General features: G+C 33.6%; 26 protein-coding genes, 1 tRNA gene and 1 pseudogene. 8 read left to right on the top strand and 20 right to left on the bottom strand.

Going from position 1 to position 24,316, the window contains the following annotated elements:
- Window positions 1-341 precede the first annotated feature (341 nt).
- On the top strand, window positions 342-1,805 hold the full coding sequence (locus ACSVH2_RS06385; protein ID WP_438092331.1) for a magnesium chelatase: 1,464 nt from the start codon (window positions 342-344) through the stop codon (window positions 1,803-1,805).
- A 176-nt stretch (window positions 1,806-1,981) separates the two neighbouring features.
- On the opposite strand, the gene ACSVH2_RS06380 is transcribed toward ACSVH2_RS06385, so the two are convergent.
- The 7 genes from ACSVH2_RS06380 to ACSVH2_RS06350 form a co-directional block, all read right to left on the bottom strand.
- Complete coding sequence (locus tag ACSVH2_RS06380; protein WP_438092330.1) at window positions 1,982-2,569, bottom strand: hypothetical protein; 588 nt, start codon at window positions 2,567-2,569, stop codon at window positions 1,982-1,984.
- Between the two features lie 447 nt (window positions 2,570-3,016).
- Window positions 3,017-3,090: transfer RNA gene (locus tag ACSVH2_RS06375), tRNA-Arg, on the bottom strand.
- A gap of 71 nt (window positions 3,091-3,161) precedes the next feature.
- The gene (locus ACSVH2_RS06370) at window positions 3,162-3,305 is read right to left on the bottom strand and encodes an SsrA-binding protein (protein WP_438092582.1); all 144 of its coding nucleotides are present in this window, start codon (window positions 3,303-3,305) and stop codon (window positions 3,162-3,164) included.
- Window positions 3,306-3,366: 61 nt separating this feature from the next.
- Window positions 3,367-4,251, bottom strand: a complete 885-nt coding sequence (locus ACSVH2_RS06365) for a hypothetical protein (RefSeq protein ID WP_438092329.1) — start codon at window positions 4,249-4,251, stop codon at window positions 3,367-3,369.
- Between the two features lie 80 nt (window positions 4,252-4,331).
- The gene (locus tag ACSVH2_RS06360; RefSeq protein WP_438092328.1) at window positions 4,332-6,098 is read right to left on the bottom strand and encodes a M56 family metallopeptidase; all 1,767 of its coding nucleotides are present in this window, start codon (window positions 6,096-6,098) and stop codon (window positions 4,332-4,334) included.
- 1 nt (window position 6,099) lies between these two features.
- Complete coding sequence (locus tag ACSVH2_RS06355; RefSeq protein ID WP_438092327.1) at window positions 6,100-6,459, bottom strand: BlaI/MecI/CopY family transcriptional regulator; 360 nt, start codon at window positions 6,457-6,459, stop codon at window positions 6,100-6,102.
- 137 nt (window positions 6,460-6,596) lie between these two features.
- A complete protein-coding gene (locus tag ACSVH2_RS06350; RefSeq protein ID WP_438092581.1) occupies window positions 6,597-7,820 on the bottom strand; it encodes an MDR family MFS transporter in 1,224 nt (407 codons plus the stop codon).
- 155 nt (window positions 7,821-7,975) lie between these two features.
- Between ACSVH2_RS06350 and ACSVH2_RS06345 the strand changes: the two genes are divergently transcribed.
- The 6 genes and pseudogenes from ACSVH2_RS06345 to ACSVH2_RS06320 all read left to right on the top strand — a co-directional run bounded on the left by ACSVH2_RS06345 (window position 7,976) and on the right by ACSVH2_RS06320 (window position 11,153).
- Window positions 7,976-8,158: a hypothetical protein gene (locus tag ACSVH2_RS06345; protein WP_438092326.1), complete on the top strand. Its 183-nt coding sequence runs from the start codon at window positions 7,976-7,978 to the stop codon at window positions 8,156-8,158.
- Window positions 8,159-8,170: 12 nt separating this feature from the next.
- Window positions 8,171-8,554, top strand: a pseudogene (locus ACSVH2_RS06340) (DUF1684 domain-containing protein); the annotation flags it as partial.
- A complete protein-coding gene (locus tag ACSVH2_RS06335; protein ID WP_438092325.1) occupies window positions 8,554-9,204 on the top strand; it encodes a TatD family hydrolase in 651 nt (216 codons plus the stop codon). The pseudogene ACSVH2_RS06340 and the gene ACSVH2_RS06335, both read left to right, overlap by 1 nt.
- A gap of 45 nt (window positions 9,205-9,249) precedes the next feature.
- Window positions 9,250-9,969, top strand: coding sequence for a tRNA threonylcarbamoyladenosine dehydratase (locus ACSVH2_RS06330; protein WP_438092324.1), 720 nt, complete (start codon window positions 9,250-9,252; stop codon window positions 9,967-9,969).
- 61 nt (window positions 9,970-10,030) lie between these two features.
- Complete coding sequence (locus ACSVH2_RS06325; protein ID WP_438092323.1) at window positions 10,031-10,492, top strand: DUF1648 domain-containing protein; 462 nt, start codon at window positions 10,031-10,033, stop codon at window positions 10,490-10,492.
- 1 nt (window position 10,493) lies between these two features.
- Entirely contained in the window at window positions 10,494-11,153 is a 660-nt protein-coding gene (locus ACSVH2_RS06320) for an HAD family hydrolase (protein ID WP_438092322.1), read from the top strand.
- Window positions 11,154-11,198: 45 nt separating this feature from the next.
- Here the strand turns inward: ACSVH2_RS06320 and ACSVH2_RS06315 are convergent, their stop codons facing one another.
- From ACSVH2_RS06315 to ACSVH2_RS06300, 4 genes are all read right to left on the bottom strand, one after another.
- Window positions 11,199-11,423, bottom strand: coding sequence for a hypothetical protein (locus ACSVH2_RS06315; protein ID WP_438092321.1), 225 nt, complete (start codon window positions 11,421-11,423; stop codon window positions 11,199-11,201).
- 84 nt (window positions 11,424-11,507) lie between these two features.
- The gene (locus ACSVH2_RS06310) at window positions 11,508-12,794 is read right to left on the bottom strand and encodes a cryptochrome/photolyase family protein (RefSeq protein ID WP_438092320.1); all 1,287 of its coding nucleotides are present in this window, start codon (window positions 12,792-12,794) and stop codon (window positions 11,508-11,510) included.
- A 112-nt stretch (window positions 12,795-12,906) separates the two neighbouring features.
- Window positions 12,907-13,605, bottom strand: a complete 699-nt coding sequence (locus ACSVH2_RS06305) for an SDR family NAD(P)-dependent oxidoreductase (protein WP_438092319.1) — start codon at window positions 13,603-13,605, stop codon at window positions 12,907-12,909.
- Window positions 13,606-13,655: 50 nt separating this feature from the next.
- Entirely contained in the window at window positions 13,656-14,126 is a 471-nt protein-coding gene (locus tag ACSVH2_RS06300; protein WP_438092318.1) for an SRPBCC family protein, read from the bottom strand.
- A 137-nt stretch (window positions 14,127-14,263) separates the two neighbouring features.
- On the opposite strand from ACSVH2_RS06300, the gene ACSVH2_RS06295 reads away from it, so the two are divergent.
- Window positions 14,264-15,118 (top strand): DUF2911 domain-containing protein, encoded by an 855-nt coding sequence (locus ACSVH2_RS06295; protein ID WP_438092317.1) that lies wholly within the window; start codon window positions 14,264-14,266, stop codon window positions 15,116-15,118.
- Window positions 15,119-15,171: 53 nt separating this feature from the next.
- Here the strand turns inward: ACSVH2_RS06295 and ACSVH2_RS06290 are convergent, their stop codons facing one another.
- From ACSVH2_RS06290 to ACSVH2_RS06250, 9 genes are all read right to left on the bottom strand, one after another.
- Window positions 15,172-16,893 carry a sodium:solute symporter family transporter gene (locus tag ACSVH2_RS06290; protein WP_438092316.1) on the bottom strand — a complete coding sequence of 574 codons (1,722 nt, stop codon included), beginning with the start codon at window positions 16,891-16,893 and terminating at the stop codon, window positions 15,172-15,174.
- 110 nt (window positions 16,894-17,003) lie between these two features.
- Window positions 17,004-19,481 carry a PIG-L family deacetylase gene (locus tag ACSVH2_RS06285; RefSeq protein WP_438092315.1) on the bottom strand — a complete coding sequence of 826 codons (2,478 nt, stop codon included), beginning with the start codon at window positions 19,479-19,481 and terminating at the stop codon, window positions 17,004-17,006.
- A 98-nt stretch (window positions 19,482-19,579) separates the two neighbouring features.
- Complete coding sequence (locus ACSVH2_RS06280) at window positions 19,580-19,960, bottom strand: hypothetical protein (RefSeq protein ID WP_438092314.1); 381 nt, start codon at window positions 19,958-19,960, stop codon at window positions 19,580-19,582.
- A gap of 235 nt (window positions 19,961-20,195) precedes the next feature.
- The gene (locus ACSVH2_RS06275) at window positions 20,196-20,738 is read right to left on the bottom strand and encodes a hypothetical protein (protein ID WP_438092313.1); all 543 of its coding nucleotides are present in this window, start codon (window positions 20,736-20,738) and stop codon (window positions 20,196-20,198) included.
- A 132-nt stretch (window positions 20,739-20,870) separates the two neighbouring features.
- A complete protein-coding gene (locus ACSVH2_RS06270) occupies window positions 20,871-21,401 on the bottom strand; it encodes a mechanosensitive ion channel domain-containing protein (protein WP_438092312.1) in 531 nt (176 codons plus the stop codon).
- A gap of 2 nt (window positions 21,402-21,403) precedes the next feature.
- A complete protein-coding gene (locus ACSVH2_RS06265) occupies window positions 21,404-21,991 on the bottom strand; it encodes a Maf-like protein (RefSeq protein WP_438092311.1) in 588 nt (195 codons plus the stop codon).
- On the bottom strand, window positions 21,978-22,910 hold the full coding sequence (locus ACSVH2_RS06260; RefSeq protein ID WP_438092310.1) for a geranylgeranylglycerol-phosphate geranylgeranyltransferase: 933 nt from the start codon (window positions 22,908-22,910) through the stop codon (window positions 21,978-21,980). Before ACSVH2_RS06260 ends, ACSVH2_RS06265 begins: the two co-directional genes overlap by 14 nt.
- Before the next feature lie 49 nt (window positions 22,911-22,959).
- On the bottom strand, window positions 22,960-23,487 hold the full coding sequence (locus tag ACSVH2_RS06255; protein WP_438092309.1) for a KdsC family phosphatase: 528 nt from the start codon (window positions 23,485-23,487) through the stop codon (window positions 22,960-22,962).
- Window positions 23,471-24,232 carry a Rossmann-like and DUF2520 domain-containing protein gene (locus ACSVH2_RS06250; RefSeq protein ID WP_438092308.1) on the bottom strand — a complete coding sequence of 254 codons (762 nt, stop codon included), beginning with the start codon at window positions 24,230-24,232 and terminating at the stop codon, window positions 23,471-23,473. Before ACSVH2_RS06250 ends, ACSVH2_RS06255 begins: the two co-directional genes overlap by 17 nt.
- Window positions 24,233-24,316 lie beyond the last annotated feature (84 nt).

Genomic DNA, 24,316 nt, shown 5'->3' with positions numbered 1-24,316 from the left:
GTAATTGCATTTAATAAACTTAGTGAACATTGTGTAAAACCTTATGCCCTTTGTGGTTAAAAACAACAAAATAGTAATAAATAAACTTAGTGACCTTTGCGTAAAACCTTTGCGAACTTTGCGGTTAAATACAATAAAAATTTAAACACATAGAGTCATAGAAAAAAAGGGAGGGATAGCCCAATTATTGGGTTCACATAGTGTAATTGCATTTAATAAACTTAGTGAACTTTGTGCAAAACCTTAGCGTCCTTTGTGGTTAAAAACAACAAAATAGTAATAAATAAACTTAGTGAACTTTGCGTAAAAACATAGCGAACTATGCGGTTAATCAACTCAACATGAAAATAGAAAATACAACAACCTTCGGACAATTAAAACAATCGGGCTACGTTTCCCGCAGTATTAAAGACGAATTACGAGATAATTTGAGAGCTAAAATCAAATCGGGGCAACCTACTTTTGAAGGCGTACACGGTTTTGAAAACACCGTTATCCCTGAATTGGAACGCGCTATCTTATCCCGTCATAACATCAACTTACTGGGTTTGCGTGGACAAGCCAAAACACGATTGGCGCGTAAAATGATAGAGCTATTGGACGAATACATGCCAATAGTGGCAGGTTCTGAAATCAACGATGACCCATTCCGTCCTATATCGCGTTATGCTAAAAATATAATAGATGAAAAAGGAGATGATACGCCTATTGCTTGGGTACATAGAAGTGAGCGTTTTTCAGAGAAGTTAGCCACACCCGATGTAACCGTTGCCGATTTAATAGGCGACGTTGACCCCATCAAAGCAGCCAATTTAAAGTTGTCGTATGCCGATGACAGGGTAATCCACTTTGGGATGATACCGAGAGCGAACCGATGCATATTTGTCATCAATGAGTTGCCCGATTTACAAGCCCGCATTCAAGTGGCTTTGTTTAATATTTTGCAAGAAGGCGATGTGCAAATCCGTGGTTTTAAATTGCGTATGCCACTAGACATGCAGTTTGTGTTTACCGCCAATCCCGAAGATTACACTAATAGAGGTAGTATTGTAACGCCATTGAAGGATAGAATTGGGTCTCAAATCCTGACGCATTATCCCGAAACTGTCGCTATTGCCAGAACCATTACCCATCAAGAAGCCAAGTTGGATGATACCCAACTGGAAACGGTATATGTGCCTTCGTTGGCCAAAGATTTGTTAGAGCAAATTGCCTTTGAAGCGCGGGAAAGTGAATTTGTAGATCATAAAAGCGGTGTGAGTGCTCGTATGAGTATTACGGCTTATGAAAACCTATTGAGCACTGCCGAGCGCAGAGCTTTGCAAGCGGGAGAGGACCAAACCAGTGTGCGGTTATCTGATTTCATGGGGATTATTCCAGCGATAACAGGCAAAGTGGAACTAGTGTATGAAGGCGAACAAGAAGGCGCTGCAGTGGTAGCTGAACATTTATTAGGCGATGCTATACGCACTTTTTTCCCGGCTTATTTCCCAAAGATAGAAAAGTTAGAGCGCGATGCCGATGCTAGTCCGTATGCTAAAATTCTAGAATGGTTTTTTAATGAAAGTGGTTTTACATTATTAGATGATGCCAATGATGAAGCATATCAAAAGCAATTGGACGCCATAACTCCAGTAGAAGACTTACTCCAAAAATACCAACCCGAAATACCTTTGGAAGATAAATATTTCCTAAAAGAGTTTGTCCTTTGGGGATTGGTAGAAAATGCTAAACTGAGTAAAGACAGAGTAGCAGAAGGGCATCAGTTTAAGGACTTGTATAGTAATTATATTAATAAATTGTAGGTTTTGTTTTTTGAACCTATAAGGTTTAAAGGTTTATTTGGATATAATTTATTTGGCTCGCAAAGACGCTAAGGCACAAAGTATTTATTTATAAACTGCGGCTTTGCGACTTTGCGAGACCTAGTTTATAACCGTTTTGAATAAAAAATATCTTTAATCAAATAAGAATGATAGGGTTATAACTTTTTGGCTATTCCAATTCCGAGTGTCCAACTATCGTAAGCATTCCACTTGAAATCGTAGTTAAAGCTCCCAAAAACTTCCCATCCGGCTGAAATTTCAGCGCCATATTCTATTCCGGCACGGGTAAAGGTTAGATTTTCTTCTTTGGCAAACTCTTCCCCGAAACCTAGCAAAAAAGCCCAATGACGACTGGTTTTATAAATCCCCATAATGGCAGGTGCGATAGGATTGGTTCGTTCTATTTCTTCTTCGGGATTTTCGCTATCCAGATTTTTGGTCACCTTAAATGTTTCTGTGATAATATCGGTATGTAGTCCAATTCCCCATGTAGGCTTGTTCTCTTCGGTTTTAAAATAATACGTATAGTCAATGCCCCAAGAAGGTAAGAACAGCACTTGTTTATCGCCGTTTTCATCTTTACCGTCAAATATGGTTGTGTGTCCAACGACTAGCGAGACTTGATGATGAGAACCATTTGTTTGTTTTTCCTCTTGTGCCATACTGACACAGGGAAGGTTGAGTGAAAATACTACAATAATGGCTTTTATAAATATGCTGTTTGAAAAGGATTTAGATGTCATAATGTTAGTGTTTTGGTACTTTATGATGAGATAAATACTAATTTCAAAATTAGTGTTTTTTTGGAAAGATGCTGTTTTAGTAAAATAAAATAATTTTTATAATTTGATTATGCTTTGCAAGATCTAGTAAAGCAACGATTGATGTCAAACTGGATTTTATACCGATTATGTATTCAATATAGTCCAAGAAAAATGGACTATTTTCATACTATCCCGAATTTTCGGGACAAGTGATCGGCATTACACCATAAACTATTGGACTACTTTATAAATGTTATTGGTATTACTTCGCAAGTGACAGTAAAGCATCATAGTGAAAATGATAAAGCTTTTTCAATCAGAGATTGAAAAACTTTTTTTGTGCCAATTTTAATTTTATGTGCAAGCTCAACATTAAAATTGGCACAAAAAAAACTCTGAATTTCATCAGAGCTTTTCATTCTTTAGTGACCTCGACTGGATTCAAACCAGTAACCTCTTGAGCCGTAATCAAGTGCGCTATTCAGTTGCGCCACGAGGCCTTTTTTGTGGGTGCAAATATAAGTATTAATGTGTAATATGCAAATGCAAAATAGGATTTAAAGCATATTTTTTACTTTTTTAAAGCGCGTGTGGTCACATAATACCGCCAACCAATAATGGCCATTTGCCACTTTTTGGCTTTGCTTAGATCCAATTGCCTTTTGGTAAAACTTGGTAATAGTAGCTTGTTTACTTTGGCTAACAGTATATACATCATTATGTTATTTGTTGTAAAAATATAAAAAAATAACCGTCAATACGACGGTTACTTGGTACTATGCTTTCTGAGTTTTGAAAGTTGATTTGGTTTTTTCTAACTCTTGCTTGGCTTTTTTGAGTTCTTCTTTTGCTTTTTCCAACTCCTCTTTAGATTCTTGTAAAGACTTATCGCTTTCCTCAGGTTGATTGTTGCCTTGTTGCTTTTGCATCAACTGATTGAGTTGTTCTTGCATTTTTTTCATTTTTTCGGCTAAATTACCTTGGTTGTTAAAATTAAAATTAGGAAAATCATCAGTTGTGCGTTCTATTTTGTTGTTTTTCTTAAGCTCTTCAATTTCTTCTTTGGTATAGTCATCACCACCTTGTATTACCTCACCATCTTCTATAATTAATGGATTTTTACCATCTTTTTGAATAAACATTCTCGATTTTGCAGCCGCATTATCATCGCTAAAATTAAAGCTATACGATTTGGAGTTTTCATCGTCGCGACCTTGTCCGAAATTGAAAAATTGCATCGGATTTTGTCCGTTTGGAAAACCTCCAAAACCATTTGCACTAGCAAAAAAATCATTGTTTTTAGGTTCTCCAAAACCCACATCTTCGCCTTGTTTAAAAAACTTAATGGTGTTTATGGGTTTTTGATTGTCCATTTCCATAGTACCTTTATTGCCTTTTCTATCGGCATAGGTCACTTTGATAGCGGTTATTTCTCCCTTACTGTTTCGTCTTACATTATCATAGGTAATCGTTACTCCATGATCTGCTAATGCTTTGATGTCGTCTTTCATTTCTTGCTCTGGAGTAGTGGAATTCCAAGTCATCACGATATCACCTTTGTTATCATTTTGCTTTAAAATAAATGGTTTCTTTTCTTGTGAAAATCCATTCCCTATAGCGATAATAAAGGCTACCAACACTAAGTTTAGTTTTGTCTTCATAAGATATAAGTTTTAATTTTAGAGTGTTACAAACTTATAAAAAGATGTTTTTTAGTAAAAATGATTTAAAATTTCTTTAACTAATTCCCGCTTTTCCTCTTTAGCTCTGCTTTGGCTTTTTCAAGTTCGGCTCTAGCAGCATCCATTTCGGCTTTGGCTTTAATCATTTCATTTTTGGCTTTTTCCATTTCAGGTTTAGCTCGTTCTATTTCATTTTGAGATTTAGCTATTTCTTCTTGTGCTTTAGCTTTTTGGATAGTGACCATTTTCATTTGGTTTGAGAAGTCTCTTTTAGGGTTATAATTAAATGATTTAAATTCTTTATTGCCATGAATGGTAGCGTTATTTGCTTGCATGATTTTTTCTAATTCTTCTTTTGTATAATCATTTCCTCCTTCAATTATTTTTCCATCTACAATTACTAAAGGTTCTTTATCATCTCTCTTGATGATTATACTTGTTTTTTGAGTGTTTTTCCATGGTTGTACTTCTGGCACTTCTGGCGCTTCTGGAACTTCAAAATCAAAGTTAAAGTCTTTCATTTCTGGAATGCTGTCATTAAAGTTAAAAGCATAAGCATCTTCCCCGTTTTTAGAAATATAAATACCATGTCTTTTTCTGTCTATTTTATTTCTAACGGCACTTATTTCATCATTAGCAAGATGTTTTACTCCAAAATCATAACTTCCATTTTCTAACCTATTGGTATAAATGAATATTTTATCAATAGGAGTACTTTGATTAATTTTTAATTCTTTTTTTCTGCCGTCTTCACATTTCATTTTGATGCAAATTCCTGTGATTTCACCAGCTGAGTTTCTTTTTATTTTGGAAATATCAGTAGTGATTTTTTCTTCTTTAAATACATTTTTTAAAGTGCTTAAAGACTTGTCCGATTCTGTTGCATCAAAAGTGATATCACCACCTTCGTGGGTTTCTATGATACCAGGACTGTTTTTTGTTTCTTTCTCTTGAGCAATGGTTTTGATTTGAAATAAAATTACAAACGCAATTAATGCTGGAATTACTAGTGAGTATTTCCAAGAACTTCTTTTGTGGGATTGATTTTTGTTTAACATAACGATTCGTTTTTTGATTAATGATTGATAAAAATTATTAGTAATAGAGAGGCAGTTTTGATTAGAAACCACTTTGAGTAAAGCACGTTGATAGGATTTTTTGTCTTCCAATTGTTGAATAGCTTTTTGGTCGGCTATGTATTCTAGGTTTTGAGTAATGGCTTTTTTGTATAACCACACAAAAGGATTAAACCAAAAGATTATACAAAACAGTTTAGCTATCATCACATCAAATGAATGTTTCTCTTTGCTGTGTATTTTTTCGTGTAATAGGATACTTTGCAACTCTTCATTTGAATACAAATCAGCGTTGTAAACAATGTAATTAAAGAATGAAAATGGAGCTATATTTTCATTGAGATTAATTAGTTTAAACTGTTCTTTTTTAGTAATTTGCTGTTGATGAAGTATTCGATAAAGGGAAATAAAGTTCAATACTATTTTAATCGCTAAAAGACTTGCTATTAGGATATAACTCATCCAAATTAATTGCACCCAATCGAATGTTTCAACAGGAGCAATATTTTGTGTTATTGTGGATGAATTAGTATAAGGCACTATTTCTTGCAGAACCACTTTTGGTCTTTCTACATAGATAACTTTGGTGATTGTAAACAACGGTAATAGGAGCGAAGTGAACAATCCTGTTATTAAGAACCAACGGTTGCTAGTAAAGAATGTTTCTTTACGCACTAGGAAATGATACGCCAAATAAAATACCGCAATCAAGCCGCTCGATTTTAAAAGATAGATAAATAGTGTTTCCATACTATTTCTTTTTTTCGATTATAGCTAATATTTCACGAAGTTCGTCAGCCGATATTTTTTCCTCTTCTGCAAAAAAGGAAACCAAATTTTTATACGAACTATTGAAATATGTCTCAATGGCAGTATTCATAAAACGTTTTCTATAGTCTTCCATCTTTATAATAGGGAAGTACTGATGCGTATTTCCATAGGCATTGTGACCTACAAATCCTTTTTCTTCCAAGTTTCTAATGATGGTTGATAGCGTATTGTAGTGTGGTTGCTCTTCAGTGATTTCAGCTAACACTTCTTTTACAAAAGCTTTTTTAAGCTTCCATAATATTTGCATAATTTCTTCCTCTTTGTTCGTTAACTTTTGCATAATGATTAGGTATAAAGCTGGTTATCTTTTATGATGAAACAAACGTATAACTATTTTTTTAGTTACACAACTACATTTATAGTTATTTAACTATTTTTTAAGTTTTAAAAGAAAATAAAAAATAGTAACAAGTTCTTTTATAATGACTTATGTTCGTTCTGAATTAGACGATACACCCAAATACCTAAAATAGCCCCAAGAATTCCGAGCATTCCCATAAAAAACCAATTGGCTTGATACCCATAATTCGATATGATTTCCATTCCAGTTTTGGCACTAAGAATATGCGCTAAACTAAAACTCATAGTATAAATAGCCATGTAGCGACCTTCATGCCCTTTTGGTGCTCTGCTTAACGCCACGGAATTGGAGAAAGGAAAGGCAAACATTTCGGCAAATGTCATGAAAAGCATCATGATAATTAGTATGCCTGCCCAAGTATTGATGAGCATTAAAAACATACTGATAGCCATAAATAAACTACCAAAGGTGACTACTTTTACTTTGTTGATATTCTTACGTTCTACATACCCAACAATAGCCATCTCACAAAAGAAAACGAGCACACCGTTTAGGGTTAACAACAAGCCCGTTTGAAATTCAGACAAATCGAATTGCTCACGGTGATATAAAGGTATGGTCGTAAAAAGTTGAAAGAATAAAATTCCTGTGATTAAACATGTGGTGAGGAAAATCCAAAACGGTTTGTCTTTAAAAACAGAGTGTGTCAATACTTCGCCTGGATGTTCTTTGTCTCTAAATGCTGTTTTTTTCTTTTCTTTTACTTTCAGCCAAAAGATAAGTATAGCAACAATACAAGTAGCGCCATCCACCCAAAATAAGCCACGATAGCCAATATTCATAATTATCAATCCGCCCAAAGCTGGTCCGGCTGCAAAGCCAAGGTTAATTGCCAGTCGCACAAGGGTCAAGGCGCGCGTTCTATTTTCGGGTTTGGCATAAGCACCTAGCGATACAAACATGGCAGGACGAAACATATCGGCCACCACCATAATGACAAACATACTGATGCAAAGGCCAATGAAACTAGTGATAAACTGAATTACAAAAAACAGCAAACCACTAGTAAATAAGCTAAAAATCATGATTTTATAAAACCCTATTTTATCTGAAAGTTTGCCGCCAAGCCACGAACCTAGCATGGAACCCGTTCCGAAGCAAACCATAATCCAACCGACTTCACTATAAGAGAAATGCAAATCTTCTTTCAGGTATTTGGATAGAAAGGGCAACACCATCGTTCCGGCACGATTGATAAACGTGATAATGGCGAGTATCCAAATTTCTCTAGAAAAGCCTTTGAAATTATTGATATAGCGTTGAAAAGCGGTTTGAAGCATGAAGTGATGATTTTCTCCGCTGCGTTCCAAACAATTCGGCAACGCCTCGGGTGATTTTGTAAAGTTACGAAGTTGCTGAGTTTCTGAGTGGCTAAGTTTCTGAGTTTGCAAACAATTTTTACTGTATTTTTGTTAAAAACTGTCCGATGAAAAAAATGCTTTTCCTATTGTTATTGCTTAATGTTTTTGGGTTAACTGCTCAAGAGACTTCAAAAGAATTTCAAGATATACTCAGTAAAGAGTATGGAAATAGGGAAGAGAGTCCGTTAACTGAGGAAGATTTTAAAGTTTTTACTGGCTTAGATTTTTATCCGATTAACGAGAAGTTTATTGTATAAGCTAAATTTACCAGAACACCGAACGAGAAAGTTTTTAAAATGAAAACATCAACCTCACGAGTACCCGAATACTTAAATTATGGCGAATTGTTGTTTACTATTGATGGAAAAGTTTTCAAACGGAATTTGTATCAAAATATAGAATTAATTAAAAAAGCAGGTTTTGAAGATTATCTTTTTCTGCCATTTTCCGATTTGACTTGTGGAAAGGAAAGCTACATTGGAGGAAGGTATATTGATTTGCGAATTCCTAAAGGTGCTACTATGACTATCGATTTCAATAAAGCGTATAATCCTTATTGTGCTTACAATTACAAATATTCTTGTCCAATAGTTCCTTTAGAAAATAATTTGGACATCGCCATTTTGGCTGGTGTTAAAAAGTTTCATGAGTAATGCAGTATTTCAATTTACATACTCATAAATTCACTAACAATCCCAATACGTTAGAATTAGTCAACCAATATCCATGGCAATTTGACGAAAGTATTCCGCAGTATTCCATTGGCATTCATCCTTGGTATATTGATGAAAAAAGATTGGAAAGCGATTTGACAATTATTGAAGAGAAACTAAAACTACCAGAATGTTTGGCTCTTGGTGAGTGTGGCTTAGACAAACGAATTGAAATTCCCATGGCTTTGCAAATCGAAGTTTTTGAAAAACAAATTGCGTTGGCCGAAAAGTATCAAAAGCCATTAGTATTGCATTTGGTAGCCGCGTTTGACGAATTAATCGAAATCAAAAATAGATTGAAGATAACGGTTCCTATTATTATACATGGTTTCTCCAAAAATGAACAAGTGGCAAAGCAGTTATTAGATAATAGTTTTTATCTTTCTTTTGGTAAATATTTATTGCGTAATCCAGAATTGGAACAGGTCTTTAAATCGGTTCCCGATAATCATTTTTTTCTTGAAACCGATACGATTGAAGAAACATTGGAAGAAGTTTATATTTTAGCAGCAAAATATAGAAACGTAACTTTGGAGCAACTTCAAAAACAAATAGCGGATAATTACAGTGTAGCTTTTAAAACAATTTAACTATTAAAATAGAGGACACAATTACTTATCCTCGCAATTACAAATATGAAAAAGTGGCAAGAAAGAGCAGCGCTCTTATTTAAAACCGAAGGATTACATAATTTGGAAAAAGCCAACGTTTTGGTTGTCGGATTGGGTGGCGTTGGTTCGTTTGCTGCTGAGTTTTTGGCACGTGCTGGCTTGGGAAGCATGACCATTGTAGATGGTGATGTGGTTGATATTACTAATATTAACCGTCAATTACCTGCGTTACATTCTACCGTGGGAATGCCCAAAGTGCATGTTGTTGGTGATCGTTTACTGGATATCAATCCCGAATTGAAGTTAACCCGTGTTGAAGAATTTCTTTCTCCAGAGAGAGCTTTAGAAATTGTCACCCCCGATTTTGATTATGTTTTGGATTGCATTGATAGCATCACGCCAAAGTTGAATTTGATTATTGCATGCAAGAGAAAAAGGGTAAAAATCATTTCGAGTATGGGTGCTGGAGGTAAAATGGAAGCCGCAAAAGTGAAAGTTTCTTGTATCAGCAATGCGACCAATTGCTTGTTGGCAAAAACCGTTAGAAAGCGGTTGAAAGAGTACAAAATTGACAAACTGAAAGTAGTTTTTTCTTCTGAAATTCAAGATGAAAGTAGTTTGAAAATGACCGATGGTACAAACTATAAAAGATCGTTTTATGGAACCAACAGTTATATGCCAGGACTTTTTGGGTTGTATGCTGCAGAAACGGTGATACGGTATTTATTACAAGTAAGAAAATAGTAAATCGTAAGCTTTTTAATCGATACAGATGGAGAGACCAAAAATTAAAATCCCTTTAACAATGACAGATAAATTTTTGGAAGTCATGGGTTTATTGGTGTTGATTTTCTTTTGGATTTTTACCTTATCCAATTACAATCAATTGCCCGAGATTATTCCGACCCATTTTGGTGCCGAGGGAAAACCAGATGAATATGGTGCCAAATGGACTATTTTTACCCTTCCAACGGTGAGTTCTATATTGTACATTGGTTTAACAATTGCCATTCGGTTTCCGCATCATTTTAATTATCTCGTTACCATCACAGAGGAAAATGCAGAAAAACAGTATACTTTAGTGACACGATTGCTTCTCATGTTAAAATTAATGGTGCTTTTGGTTTTTCTTTTGTTAGATTTTCAAACCGTTCAAATTGCTTTGGGTCAGCCCGATATTTTTGGTCGTTGGTTTTTGCTCATTGTGTTTGGGATGGTTTTTGTTCCTTTATTTTATTTTTTAATTCAAACCTCTAAAAATTCCTAAATTGATACAAACTGTAATTTTCGATATGGATGGCGTCATTGTAGATACAGAACCTGTTCATCATTATGCTTATCAACAACATTTCAAGCAACTTAATATTGATGTCACTCCTGAAATGTATGCTTCATTTACGGGAAATTCTACTAAAAATATTTTTGAAAAATTAAAAGCACAGTTTGGTTTAGGAGAAGAGGTAGCCACTTTGGTGGAAACCAAACGGCAATTGTTTAACGACGCTTTTGACCGTAAAGAAGATTTGTTTTTATTGGATGGAGTTGAAGCGTTAATAAAAGATTTATATGATAACGACATTCAATTGGTTTTGGGTTCTTCTTCTGCTAAAGTTACGATTGATAGAGTTTTCAACCGATTTGGATTGCATCGTTATTTTACACATATTGTTTCGGGAGAAGATTTTCCAAAGTCAAAACCACATCCCGCTATTTTTGAGCATGCTGCCTTTTTAGCTCAAACACCAGTCGAAAATTGCATCGTTATTGAAGATAGTACAAATGGAATCTTAGCTGCCAAAGCTGCAGGGATATATTGTATTGGGTATGATAGTTTTCATTCGAAAATGCAGGATTACTCCAAAGCCGATAAGGTTATTACACATTTTAACGAATTGAGTTATGCTACTATCAAAAATATTAAGCTATAAAAAAAGCCAGTAAAACTGACTTTTATTTTTTATTGGGAGTGAAGTTTATTTTTTCACTTCTACTTTAACATCTTTACTGTTTACGTCAACACCTTCACTACTTACTTTAACGGAAGTTCCTTCGGGTTCTTTGACAGTATCTTTAACAATGACAGTTTCTTTCTCAATAGTGTTGGTTTCGATTGTTTCTGTAGTTTTTTCGCCTTCTTGTTTACAAGATAAAAGCAACATCATCGAAAAAAGGAGTACACCAATAGTTTTACATTTCATAATAAAAAATTTTATAATTAATTGTAAATGTACCACTTAATACCCCAATTAAAATTTTAATTCTCAATATTATACCATTTTTGATTAACCCACGGCTTCTTTATACACTTTTAAACATCGTTCTCTAGCTTCTTTATGATCTACAATTGGTTGTGGATAGGACATTGTATCGAGTTCGGGTATCCATTTTTTGATGTATTGTAACTCTTTATCAAATTTTTTGATTTGTTCTGTAGGATTAAAAATTCTAAAATAGGGTGCAGCATCCACACCACTTCCTGCAGCCCATTGCCAGTTGCCCACATTGCTGGCTTGTTCATAATCTAAAAGTTTGGTAGCAAAATAAGTTTCTCCCCAACGCCAGTCAATTAATAAATGTTTGCAAAGAAAACTTGCCGTAATCATTCGCACCCGATTGTGCATGTGTCCTGTAGTGTTCAACTCTCGCATACCTGCATCTACAAAAGGATAACCCGTTTTACCTTCGCACCATTTTTGAAATAAAACTTCGTTGTTATCCCATTCCACGGCATCATACTTAGGTCGGAAACTTGATTTAGTAGTATGTGGAAAATGCCATAGTATTTGCATGAAAAACTCACGCCAAATCAATTCTTTGAAAAAAGTTTCGTTTTTGCTTTCTATTGCTTTGGCTATTATTTTCCTAATAGAAACAGCACCAAATCGCAGGTAAATTCCAAGATAAGAGGTTTTATTCAAAGCTGGGAAATTGCGTGTAGCTTCGTAATTGTCGATAAGAGTATTTGATATATCAAACGATGTTACTTTTATAGATGACGTTTCAAAACCAATGTCAGATAAACTTAAAAAAGGATAGGAGTGAAGCGTTATTTTATTTAGTAAATCTTCTGAATTGTAGTTGATTAACTGTATCTTCTTAAAGTTTTCTTTCCATTTATTAGAATAAGGTGTATAGACTACATATGGTGTTCCGTCATCTTTTACCACTTCGCTTTTTTCGAAAATAACTTGGTCTTTGCTTGTTTTAAATTCAATAGTACGTTCTTTAAATAAATGGTATAAATCCAAATCTCTTTTACGAGCATAGGGTTCGTAATCGTGATTCGTATAAACTGCTTTTATAGTGTTTTCGGCAATTAGTTTCTGAAATATTTCAAGGGGTTTTCCGTGGAATACAGCCATTGATTTTCCAATCTTTTGCAGTTGGTTTTGCATTTTTTCTAACTGCTGATGAATGAAAGTTACACGGGCATCGTCAGCTGGCAATTGGGAAAGAATATCTTCATCAAAAATAAAGATAGGCAACACTTCTTCTCCACTATGTAAAGCGTGAAAAAGTCCAACATTATCATCCAATCTTAAATCGCGTCGAAACCAGAAAATGTTCATTATATCTAATGTTTTTGTTTAAATTGGTTTAAGGTTGTTTAAAGTAGTTTAAGTTTATGAAATCTGGATAGTAACCATTTTAAACTCTTAAACCTTTAAACTTTTAAACTTCTTACCCATTTACTAATAAAGTTGACATACCACCATCAACATGGAAGATTTGACCTGAAATCCAACTGCTTTTTTCACTTAACAGGAAACTGGCCATTTGTGCCATATCTTCAGAAGTTCCCACTCTTTTTAAAGGATGACGTTGAGCTGATTTTTCTTTTTTCTCCTCGTTACTCAAGAATTTTTCGGCCAATGGAGTATCAGTTAATGAAGGTGCAATGACATTCACTCTAATTTTAGGAGCATATTCGGCTGCTAATGCTTTAGAAAAACCTTCGATAGCACCTTTGGCAGCGGCAACACTAGTGTGAAACGGCATTCCCATACTGGCTGCAACAGAGCTAAATAATACTATACTCGATTGATCTGCAGCAGTTAGATTAGGCAAAACAGTTTGAATAACTTTTACGACACTAATAAAATTAATTTGCAAATCGTTTTCAAACGCCTCAGGTTTTAATCCACGAAATGGACGAAGGTTGATGCTTCCTGGGCAATACACTAAACCGTGAATGACTTCGGGTAACTTTGAAGTATCTAAAGTATCGTGTAAGGCATCAAAAGGAATATGAGTAATATTCATATCCGCAATATTTTCATTAGTTCTGGATGCGATGAATACTTTATTTTCGTATTGTAGTTCTTTGGCAATTGCCAAACCTATGCCGTATGAACCACCTATAAGGAGTATATTTTTCATTTTAATAATTTATTTTACAATGTGTACTTTTAGTGTGATAGATATTTTTTTTATACCTCTTTAAATTCACCAAACATTTCTATCAGTTTTTTTCTTCTGTATTCAAATATTTCTTTGAGTTTTGGAGCCACCAAAATAGGATGTACTAATTGACCCAGAATTCCCATTGGAACTTTATAATCTACAATATCTTCCATTTCAACACCACCAGGAATTTCCTTTAAAAAATGTTTGTGATGCCAAAGAGCATAAGGTCCGAAACGCTGTTCGTCAACAAAGTATTTTTTATCAACAACATGTGTGATTTCCGTAACCCATTTTGCAGGAATGCCCAATACTGGTGTAACGATGTATTGAATTATTTGTCCGGGAAACATCGGTCTATCGGCTCCAGAAAGAATTTTGAAACCCATGTACTCTGGGGTTATTTTTTGTAGATTTTTGGGATCAGAAAGTAATTCCCAAGCTTCGTCGAGTGTTATTGGTAATTTTTGTTTTGTGTGTAAAGTGTAAATTTTCATTGTAAATTTTTGTGTAAAATTAATCAAATTGTTTAATTCTTGTTTATTAAAGTTAAACAAAAAACAATATTTAAGTTATTATTAACATTCACCAATACATAGTATCAGTAATTTTGGGCAAACTAATAAATTATATTATGAAAAAAATCGTTTTTATGTTGGCAATGATTATCGCTAATTATGCCATTTATGCACAAATCAAAACTCCTGCACCTAGTCCAAAATCAACTTTGACTCAAGTAGTAGGTTTAACAGATGTTACGGTTGAATATTCTAGACCGAGTTCTAAGGGAAGAGTAGTATTTGGAGATTTAGTTCCTTTTGGAAAACTATGGAGAACTGGAGCTAACCAAAATTCTATGGTCACTTTTAGCGAAGATGTAGTTATTAAAGGTGCTACCTTAAAGAAAGGGAAGTATGCTATTTTTACGAAACCAAAAGCGGATGTTTGGGAAGTAATTTTCTATTCAAACACTGATAATTGGGGAACGCCAGAAAACTGGGATGAAAAAAATGTGGCTTTAAGCACAACCGCTACACCGGTAGTTCTTGGAAATAATGTTGAAACATTTACCATTGCTATAAACAATCTGACTAACGATAGTGCTACTTTAGACCTATCATGGGAAAAAACTATGGTGTCAGTGAAATTTGAAGTTCCTACTCAAAAAGCGGCTATGGCAAGCATTTCCAAAACTTTAGCTGGTCCAACCGCTGGTGATTATTTCTCGTCTGCTCAATATTTTTATCAATCAGAAGGTGATATGAATAAAGCATTGGAATATGTGAATAAAGCAGTAAATATGACCAAAGCAGGTGAAGATGTTCCTTTTTGGTATTTACGTTTAAAATCATTAATCCAAGCTAAGTTAGGTGATAAAAAAGGAGCGATAGAAACTGCTAAATTATCATTGGCTAATGCTCAGAAAGCTAAAAATGAGGATTATGTGAAAATGAATAACGATAGTATCAAAGAATGGAGTAAAAAATAATTTACACTTTCTAAAAAATAGAAACCACGAATATTCAACTATTCGTGGTTTTTTTATGCTGTAACCTTTCTTCTGTTGTTGAAACTAAATTGGAATAGTATGGATAAAATTACGGTTAAAGAAGCTCCAATAAAATTCAACCATAAATAGCCTAACTTTTCTTGACCGTTTGGATAGATATGGATAGTAAAGTAATAAATAAAGAAAATGGTAGTTTGACTTAACACGGCGCTATAAAATATGGCATTCGCTTTGACATATTTGATATAAAATCCGACTAAGAAAACGCCTAAAACAGTACCATAAAATATCGAACCGACTATATTGACCAACTGAATTAAGTTTTCAAATAGCGTTCCCACACAAGCAAAAAGAATAGCAATAATTCCCCAAAGTAATGTAAAATACTTCGTGGCACTCACAAAATGTTTCTCTGATTTTTCTCCTTTTACATTGCGCTTATAAATATCAATTGCGGTTGTGGAAGCTAAAGCAGTCAATCCAGAAGCTGATGATGACATGGCTGCAGAAAGTATAACCGCTAGTAATAAACCTATTAATCCTGATGGTAAATAATGCAAGATGAAATAGATAAAAACATAATCTTTGTCGTTTGTTTCCGCTTTGCTATCGACTTTGGTAATAATTTCTTTGGCTTGCTCGTGCAAATCTTTTTCTTTTCCAGAGAGTGAAATTAGTTTTTTTCGAAGAATAGGATTGTCATAATTTTGATTTAAATGATCAATATAGAGTAAGTTGAATTCTTTTTTTTCTTCAGATAATTGCGATAATTGTTTTTCTAGGGAATTATATTCTGAGGCATATTTTGATTTTTCAATAGCAGATCTATTTACTGGATTGAAATGCAAGGGAACAGGATTAAATTGAAAAAAGACAAAAACCATGACTCCTGTTAATAATATAAAAAACTGCATAGGCACTTTAAGAAATCCGTTCATGATTAATCCCATTTGGCTTTCTCTGTCTGATTTCCCAGATAAATAACGTCCAACTTGCGATTGGTCAGTACCAAAATAGGATAACATCAAGAAAAATCCACCCGTAATACCACTCCAAAAAGTATAACGATTTTCGGGATCAAATGAAAAATCTAGGATATTCATTTTGTCGTTGGCACCAGCAATATGAAGCGCATTGGAAAATGTCATGTCATTGGGTAACAAGTGTAATATCAAAAAGAAGGTAATAAACATACCACTCATGATGATGAACATTTGTTGTTTTTGGGTCACATTTACTGCCTTTGTTCCTCCTGCAAAAGTGTATATCATTACTAAAATACCAATGATAATATTGAGGAGTGTTAAATTCCATCCCAGAATAGAGGAAAGAATAATAGCTGGTGCATATATGGTTAATCCGGTGCCTAATCCTCTTTGAATTAAAAATAAAATAGCGGTAAATGAACGCGTTTTTAAATCAAATCTTTGTTCGAGGTATTCGTAAGAAGTGTAAACTTTAAGTCTATGATAAATAGGAATAAATGTCATGGAAATAACTACCATCGCAATGGGTAATCCAAAATAGAATTGCACAAATCCCATTCCGTCATGATAGGCTTGTCCAGGTGTGGAAAGAAAAGTAATCGCACTCGCTTGAGTTGCCATTACGGATAGCCCAACAGTCCACCACGGTGTTTCTTTATTTCCAAGGATATATTCTTCTACGTTTTTACTTCCTTTGGTTTTATACACACCATAGAATACAATAAAAAGTAGTGTTACCGATAAAACAATCCAATCGAGTTGTTGCATATTAGAAAAATAATTGCATTAAAATAAAAAAAATAATAATGTAAATAGCATTGGCAATTAATACCCAAGTATAACTATTTTTCCAAGAAGCGGTTTTTTTTGTTTCCATGTTATTTTCCTATAGCGATGATGTTTGCTAATAATCTAAACGCTCCAGGAACGCCTTCGGGTAATTCTCTAAAGAAACTTAGACCTGTATAAATGTAATTTCCTTTGCCATATTTGGCAATTAATAAGGCACCATTTTTTGGTTTTTCTCCTTTGTCATTAGCCGAAAGAATGGGAGTGAAGTTGGCATCCCATTCGCTTGGATAATATAATCCTTGTTCTTGTTTCCAACCTTTGAAATCATCGGGAGTGATTTTATTTGGATAATTTAAAACCGAATGTTTAGGTGCTAAAAAACGAACTTCTGCGTTTTCTTCGGTTACACGGTCGCGAGCAATTTTTAATGGAAATGGCGACATGTCTTTGGTTACTAAATCATCCAAGGTATTGTATTGCACTATCATGGTTTTGCCATTTTTGACAAAATCCAAAAGTATATTTTGTTTTACTGCTAGTGTGGTAACCACATTATAAGCTCTAATACCAGTCATCACCACATCAAAACGTTGCAGGTTTTCTGTTGAAATATCTTCTGGTTTTAGGATAGTAACTTCATAGCCCATTTGTGATAAACTTTTTGGCACTTCATCTCCAGCACCCATTATGTAGGCTATCTTTTCGTCTTTGGTTTTTATTTTTAGTCGAATGCCTTTGGCTTCAGATGGTTTCAACACTATTTGTTTGTATATATGAGAATAGTTGATGTCGATTTTTTCTTTGTCATATTGCTGTCCGTCAACGGTTACAATACTTTTAATATTAATTTCGCTGGCTTCTTTTGAAGGAGAAACAGTGAAAACGGCCAAAACTTCTTCTCCTTTTTTGGTAACGGAAAATGGAATTTCTTGAGGAGAAACAGACCAATCAACCGGAAGTGCTAGTTTTACATTTCCTTTAATGTTGTCTTTGCCTGCTTTGACTTTTACTGTAATGGTTTTGCTTCGGTCAGAATTAAAAATATATACTTTTTCAGCCAATGAAGAGGTAACTGCAGGAACAATATCCAGTGGTTGATAGACTTCGCCTTTAACATCGTCATTGTATTTGTAAATAATATTGCGCTCAAAAGGAATAGTCACACCATTAATTTCTATCAAAAACAGCTCTGGAATTCTACTAATGATATCTGGTATTCCAATGTTTTTTTGATTATCCACTCGATACATACCTATTGTGCCAGTTTCGTTTAAATAATAGGGACTTGTGTAGGGATCATTGTTTTCAATTTGAATTTCAAAAGTATCATTTACCACTTTATTAAAAGGTAATTCTATGCTGTTGGTACTGCTTCTAGTTATCCAATTCATTTTTATAAAACTTCTGTTGATAACTTCTAATTTGACTTTTGCAGTTCCACCATTTGCTACTTCTTGACTATCTGCTATAGCTTCTAGATATAAACCGGCGCAAGCAACAATTATTTTTTTAATTTCGTCCGTTTTTATTTTTTTCCAATGTTCATCTTCCAATTTTTGGATTAAAACATATGCTTTTACTAATTCTGGAATACTGGCGGAAGGATTTTTGAAATCGAAATCTTTTTCTACATCATAAAGAATATCTCCAATAGGTTTTCCATTTTTAATGCGACTCCAAGAAGTATCGATTCCTTCAAAAAGATTGGTTTTATCTTTAGGCATATCACCTTTTAGTAACTCTAAATATTCATCTTCTTCGCCACGAGTTCCTGTAGAGCCAAATCCCTGTGATTGATGGCGACTTCTACTCAAAGCTGCAATTTCTTGGTTGGATTTACCAACGGATGGATAATATGTTCCCGTTTTTAGATTAATTAAGTTGGTTTTATCGGCTGCTTCAAATTTTTCTCTGCTACCATAAAACCACCATGAAGTATTGAAAAGTAAGCGTTTGGGCTGCCAAGTTTTCACATATTCTAATTGTTTTGGAAATACAGTTGGATCATTTACTTTATCAAAAGCTTCAAAACTTAACATAGCTGACGATGTGTGATGACCATGAGTAGTTCCGGGTGAACGATGGTCAAAACGGTTGATAATGACATCGGGTTGTAAATTTCGAATAATCCAAACCACATCACTAAGTACTTGTTCTTTATCCCAAATTTGAAGTGTTTCCTCAGGATTTTTCGAGTAACCAAAATCATTAGCACGTGTAAAAAATTGGATACCACCATCAATTTTTCGTGCCTCAATGAGTTCTTGTGTTCTTATGACACCTAATAATTCTCTCAATTCTGGTCCAATAAGATTTTGACCGCCATCACCACGAGTTAGGGATAAATAGGCAGTTTGTGCTTTGGTATTATTGGATAAATAGGATATTAATCGTGTGTTTTCATCATCTGGATGAGCAGCAATGTAGAGAACAGAACCTAGAAAATTCAGTTTTTGAATTTGATTGTATATTTCAACAGCATCAGGTTTTGCAGGTTGTTGCGCTATGCTGCTATGGAATGTTAATAGAAATAAAAAAACAAAAGAGAGGTAAAGCTTGTGCATGTTTGTTACATTAAGTTGCAGTAGCTTCAAATATACAGATTAAATAAAAAGGTGTAGTTTATTTAATTTGTTTTTAACAAAATTCAATTGTACAAAATTTAATCGCTTGATGCTGTTGTATTAGTAAATCTACCTTTAGCATTGTAGGGATACATTTTTTTGTGAACATTCAAAAATTGTTGAGGATTTTCTCCATCATAATCTTTAATGATTACACGAGCTTTGTTGTATAGAGAATAACCACCATAATTTGTTGGTAATTCTGGCGCAGTTTGCCATACGTTTTTTTCTTTATAATAATAAACCATTTTCACGTTATCAAAATACGCTTGAAGGTTAGGGAAATAGTAATAACGAGAAGTACCTTTTGAATTTGCAACTGGAGATGGGTTCTCTGTATTTTTAGTAAATTCTTGAGAGAATACTTCGCTAGAACCTAGCATTACGCCAAAAAGAATTATAAGTTTAATCGTTTTCATGATCTTGTAAATTTGGGGTTAACAATAAATCAGTGTAAATATACGACAAATTTATTTATAAAAAATCAATTAAAAGTAAAAAATACCGATTAAATACATAAATATTCCTTTAAATTAAGAAATATACTATTATAGTCTATTCGTTATTAAGAGGTTAAATGCTAAGAAGAACCAAATTAAAACAAAAAAAGCAAGGAAAATTTCCTTGCTTTTTTATTGGTTATGTTAGAAAAAACTACTTTTTCCCTTTGCCTTGCTTGTTTCCGTTATCATGATTTTTTTCATTATCATGCTTATTTCCATCTTTATTCTTATGAGCATTATTATGATTATTACCATTATCATGATCATAAGGTTTGTAATTTCCATTTTTAGGGGCATTCCCTTTATAATTTCCTTTGCCAGTGTATGAACTTTTGTAGAAACTGTTGTTATTCTTATGGTATTTCACTTTGTGTTGTTTGAAATAATAATAAGGATAATTACCTCTATAATTAGTTATGTAAACTGTTTGTCCTTTTGCTAAATTATAATTTCTATACTGTGCAGGTAGAGTTGCTGAACGAAACCAACTTCCATTCCTTACATAAATATATCTTCTGGAAGGTACATCATAATAGGTTTCAATTTCTGGCAGATAATAGAATTTAGCTGGTTCGGCATTTTGAGGAGCCCAAACTGGAGGCGTACCAAAATTAAAACTGGCTGTTACTTGTGCTTTTATGTTTACTGAAATTACTAAAATTGTAGCAAACAGCAATAATTTAATTCTTTTCATACTATTTTAATTTTATATGATTAAAACCTGAAATTTTTTCTTGTTTTAATTAAAGTTTAATAATATCAAAAGTAGTATACTGTACCTTGAAAGAAGTTACATAATTCTGTTTAAAGCTTATATGATTAAAGCTTAATCGGTGAATTCTTTCTCTACGAAGTCTGTTTTTACAATAGTGATTCCTTTTTGAAGCAAAAGACTGTTTGGATAAATAATTCGTTCGTTGTCTTTGGTAATTAAATCAGTGTGAAACGCGTTAATATCTATAATTTCTCCTTCTATAGGAAATTCTTTATCATGGATTTTAATAATATCACCAATTTTGAAGGGATATGAAAAAAACAATATAACGCCTGAAGTGATATTACTAAGAATTGACCATTGGGCAAACATGGCAACACCAACAACAGTGGCAATTGAGGAAATGGTTAATAAAATATCTTCACTTCGTACACCCCAAATTACAATGAGTGACAATACAGCTAAAATGCTTATTAATAAATGAATATACTTTATAACTAAATTGGTTCTTCTTTCAATTCCTGCATGTTTTTTGGTATAACTTCGAACTGCTTTGGTTACTATTAATCTCAATATAACAACAGTAAATACCACAATTCCTGTGGCTATTTCTTCTTTTATGTATTGTTCAAAAAAGTTCATAATTAGTATTTTAATGTATTTAAATAATGATATACCAAATTAGTGGGAAGTCCAACTACATTGGTATATGAGCCTTCAATTTTTGAAATACCAATTAACCCAATCCAATCCTGAATACCATAAGCACCAGCTTTATCAAAAGGTTTGTAGTTTTCTAAATAATAATGAATGGCATCATCTGAAAGTATGTTAAAAGTCACTTTGGTAACATCAAATAGGATTTCTGTTTGCGATTTAGTTTTAAAACAAACCGAGGTAATTACTTCATGGGTGGTATTGGACAACGATTTCAAAATAAAAAATGCATCGGTGTAATCTTTGGGTTTTCCTAATGCTTTGCTGTTTAACCAAACAATAGTATCGCTGGTAATCAGGATTTCATTTTCAGTAAGTTCTCCGTCAAAAGCTTTGGCTTTGAGTTCGGCTAAATAATTGGTGATTTCAACTCCTTGAAGATTTTCAGGATATATTTCGTCAATTTCTTTCAATCGAATTTCAAAATCAAGATCTAAATCTTTGAAAAATTGCTGTCTTCTGGGCGAACCTGAAGCTAAAATGATTCTGTAGTTTTTGAGTTTATCCTTTAGCATTGTATTTTATATTTAAAGTAATAATCAAAACCGATAGAATTCCAAAAAATATAACCCATTTCAAAATAGTACTTAACCATGCAAACTCTTTCTTTGAACTAGCATTCCAGATTTTTGTGACAAATAAAATAAGTGGCGCAACAACAAAAAGCAAACCATAAATCACCGCAAAATAGAGATTGTTTGACATTAGATAACTGTTGATGTACCAAAGTAAAATTAACGTCGCAATGATGCCTAAAACAAAAACAACTGTCGATGTTCTCTTTACGCCAATGGCAATAGGTAAAGTACTCATTCCTTGATTATAGTCACCATTTACATCTTCCATATCTTTAACAATTTCACGCATAAAATTTATGATAAAAGCAAAGATGGCATAATCAATTAACATGGAAAATAGCACTCCCATTTCAGCTCGATTTCCCTCATAAGTGGCCGGAAGCAAATCAAACAATCCAATTATCAAAACACTAAAAGAGAGCAATAATGCCACAATAACATTTCCTATCAAAAGCATTTGTTTTAAACTCGTTGCATACATATAAAGTGTGGCTGCAATGATAATAAAAGCACCTGCAAAACTAGGTTTTTGAATTACATTGGATAAATAAAACCCTATACCAACTCCAGTCACATTCAATGCAAAATATAAATTATAACCCAAGTTTTCTGAAATGCCTTTACCAATGAAAACTTTATGAGGTTTATTTTCATTGTCGGTATCTTGATCGAAAATATCGTTGATAATGTAGCCAGCAGCAGCTATTAATACAGTTGACAAAACCAATAAACCATATTGAAAATGATTTAATGCCAATGGAATATTTTGAAATTTTAAAAATCCGTAACGAAAGATTAATTGCATGAAGGCAAGTAACAATAGATTTTGATATCGTATTAACTTTAAAAAATTCATTTGGTCTTTTGTTTATTTAAATCTGAATTATCAACTCTACATTCTAAAATCAATCGTGTTTTCCATTATAATACATGTGCCATTTGTCCTGCACTTTCATCACTTGTTCTATCACTTCACGTACAGCACCTTTTCCTCCGTTTTTATGAGAGATGTATTTGGAAATTGCTTTTATTTCAGGACTTGCATCTTGTGGACAAGTGGGTAAACCTACTAGTTGCATCACATGAAAATCGGGGATATCATCGCCCATGTACAAAACTTGTTCGGGTTTAATGTTATACAATTCGATGTATTCTTTAAACGTAGCCACTTTATCTGGAGAAGCCAAATGGATATCAGTGATTCCTAAATTTCTCAGCCGAATACGAACACCTTCATTATTGCCTCCAGAAATAATACAAACATTATAACCACTTTCGAGAGCTGCTTTCATAGCAAATCCATCGCGAATGTTCATGATGCGAAGCATTTCACCTGTAGCAGTAACATGAACAGAACTATCGGTCAAAACGCCATCAACATCAAAAATAAAGGTGGTGATGGTATTCATGAGTTCTTTATAACTTTTTTCCATTATCAATAATCGATTTGGTTAGTAATTTATAGATTTCTTTTTGATTGTCATTTTTTAAAAATGACAGATGCGCATTGATGGTTTGTGTATCATTTCGCTTTGCAGGTCCAGTTTGTGCTTGAGCTGGACTTAGGGTTTTTATTTTGTTGGCTGTTTCAGTAATCAATGGCTTTAGAATGTCAAAAGGCAAATCGTTTTCATGACATATTTCGTTGCCAATTTGGTACAAGTAATTAACAAAATTAGACACAAAAACAGCGGCAACATGCAATGCTTTTCGTTGTTCAGAATTGATATGGTACACCACTTCAGAAATAGATTTGGCTATTGTTTCCAGAATTTGATAGTCTTTTTCGGTTGTTGCTTCAAGGCAAATAGGAATTATGTTGAAATCAACTTCTTTGGAAACAGAAAAAGTTTGTAATGGATAAAATACTCCTTGGTGATTTTTACTATTTAGTGCATCCATAGAGACGCTTCCTGAAGTGTGCACTACGAGTTGGTTTTCAAAAGGAATTTGGTCTGAAACACCAGCAATAGCATTATCAGTAACAGCAATGATGAGTAAATCAACAGCTTTTAACAAATTGTAATTGGAAATAATTTTATCATTTGGTACCAAGGAAGTTAGCAATTCTGGTTTTCTTGAAAAGACTTGTACCAACCCAATTTCAGTCGTTTGAGAAAACGCTTTGATAAGATGTTGGGCAACATTTCCTGAACCAATAATTGAGACTTGAATCATGTGGCTAAATTATTGAAAATTAATTTTACTTTTTATTTAAAATAAAAGAATTATACAAGTCATAAAAAAGAATTAAAACCTAAA

It is taken from the genome of Flavobacterium sp. RSB2_4_14 (assembly GCF_051547085.1).
Taxonomy (GTDB): domain Bacteria; phylum Bacteroidota; class Bacteroidia; order Flavobacteriales; family Flavobacteriaceae; genus Flavobacterium.
Note: the sequence above shows the minus strand (reverse complement) of the source record. Positions and strands in the feature narration are given on the sequence as shown.

What these genes read in the sequence shown, in the direction of transcription:
- ACSVH2_RS06385 (WP_438092331.1), top strand. Translation starts at nt 342, where the DNA reads ATGAAAATAGAAAATACAACAACCTTCGGACAATTAAAACAATCGGGC.
- ACSVH2_RS06380 (WP_438092330.1), bottom strand. Translation starts at nt 2,569, where the DNA reads ATGACATCTAAATCCTTTTCAAACAGCATATTTATAAAAGCCATTATT.
- ACSVH2_RS06370 (WP_438092582.1), bottom strand. Translation starts at nt 3,305, where the DNA reads ATGTATATACTGTTAGCCAAAGTAAACAAGCTACTATTACCAAGTTTT.
- ACSVH2_RS06365 (WP_438092329.1), bottom strand. Translation starts at nt 4,251, where the DNA reads ATGAAGACAAAACTAAACTTAGTGTTGGTAGCCTTTATTATCGCTATA.
- ACSVH2_RS06360 (WP_438092328.1), bottom strand. Translation starts at nt 6,098, where the DNA reads ATGGAAACACTATTTATCTATCTTTTAAAATCGAGCGGCTTGATTGCG.
- ACSVH2_RS06355 (WP_438092327.1), bottom strand. Translation starts at nt 6,459, where the DNA reads ATGCAAAAGTTAACGAACAAAGAGGAAGAAATTATGCAAATATTATGG.
- ACSVH2_RS06350 (WP_438092581.1), bottom strand. Translation starts at nt 7,820, where the DNA reads ATGCTTCAAACCGCTTTTCAACGCTATATCAATAATTTCAAAGGCTTT.
- ACSVH2_RS06345 (WP_438092326.1), top strand. Translation starts at nt 7,976, where the DNA reads ATGCTTTTCCTATTGTTATTGCTTAATGTTTTTGGGTTAACTGCTCAA.
- ACSVH2_RS06335 (WP_438092325.1), top strand. Translation starts at nt 8,554, where the DNA reads ATGCAGTATTTCAATTTACATACTCATAAATTCACTAACAATCCCAAT.
- ACSVH2_RS06330 (WP_438092324.1), top strand. Translation starts at nt 9,250, where the DNA reads ATGAAAAAGTGGCAAGAAAGAGCAGCGCTCTTATTTAAAACCGAAGGA.
- ACSVH2_RS06325 (WP_438092323.1), top strand. Translation starts at nt 10,031, where the DNA reads ATGACAGATAAATTTTTGGAAGTCATGGGTTTATTGGTGTTGATTTTC.
- ACSVH2_RS06315 (WP_438092321.1), bottom strand. Translation starts at nt 11,423, where the DNA reads ATGAAATGTAAAACTATTGGTGTACTCCTTTTTTCGATGATGTTGCTT.
- ACSVH2_RS06310 (WP_438092320.1), bottom strand. Translation starts at nt 12,794, where the DNA reads ATGAACATTTTCTGGTTTCGACGCGATTTAAGATTGGATGATAATGTT.
- ACSVH2_RS06305 (WP_438092319.1), bottom strand. Translation starts at nt 13,605, where the DNA reads ATGAAAAATATACTCCTTATAGGTGGTTCATACGGCATAGGTTTGGCA.
- ACSVH2_RS06300 (WP_438092318.1), bottom strand. Translation starts at nt 14,126, where the DNA reads ATGAAAATTTACACTTTACACACAAAACAAAAATTACCAATAACACTC.
- ACSVH2_RS06295 (WP_438092317.1), top strand. Translation starts at nt 14,264, where the DNA reads ATGAAAAAAATCGTTTTTATGTTGGCAATGATTATCGCTAATTATGCC.
- ACSVH2_RS06290 (WP_438092316.1), bottom strand. Translation starts at nt 16,893, where the DNA reads ATGCAACAACTCGATTGGATTGTTTTATCGGTAACACTACTTTTTATT.
- ACSVH2_RS06285 (WP_438092315.1), bottom strand. Translation starts at nt 19,481, where the DNA reads ATGCACAAGCTTTACCTCTCTTTTGTTTTTTTATTTCTATTAACATTC.
- ACSVH2_RS06280 (WP_438092314.1), bottom strand. Translation starts at nt 19,960, where the DNA reads ATGAAAACGATTAAACTTATAATTCTTTTTGGCGTAATGCTAGGTTCT.
- ACSVH2_RS06275 (WP_438092313.1), bottom strand. Translation starts at nt 20,738, where the DNA reads ATGAAAAGAATTAAATTATTGCTGTTTGCTACAATTTTAGTAATTTCA.
- ACSVH2_RS06270 (WP_438092312.1), bottom strand. Translation starts at nt 21,401, where the DNA reads ATGAACTTTTTTGAACAATACATAAAAGAAGAAATAGCCACAGGAATT.
- ACSVH2_RS06265 (WP_438092311.1), bottom strand. Translation starts at nt 21,991, where the DNA reads ATGCTAAAGGATAAACTCAAAAACTACAGAATCATTTTAGCTTCAGGT.
- ACSVH2_RS06260 (WP_438092310.1), bottom strand. Translation starts at nt 22,910, where the DNA reads ATGAATTTTTTAAAGTTAATACGATATCAAAATCTATTGTTACTTGCC.
- ACSVH2_RS06255 (WP_438092309.1), bottom strand. Translation starts at nt 23,487, where the DNA reads ATGGAAAAAAGTTATAAAGAACTCATGAATACCATCACCACCTTTATT.
- ACSVH2_RS06250 (WP_438092308.1), bottom strand. Translation starts at nt 24,232, where the DNA reads ATGATTCAAGTCTCAATTATTGGTTCAGGAAATGTTGCCCAACATCTT.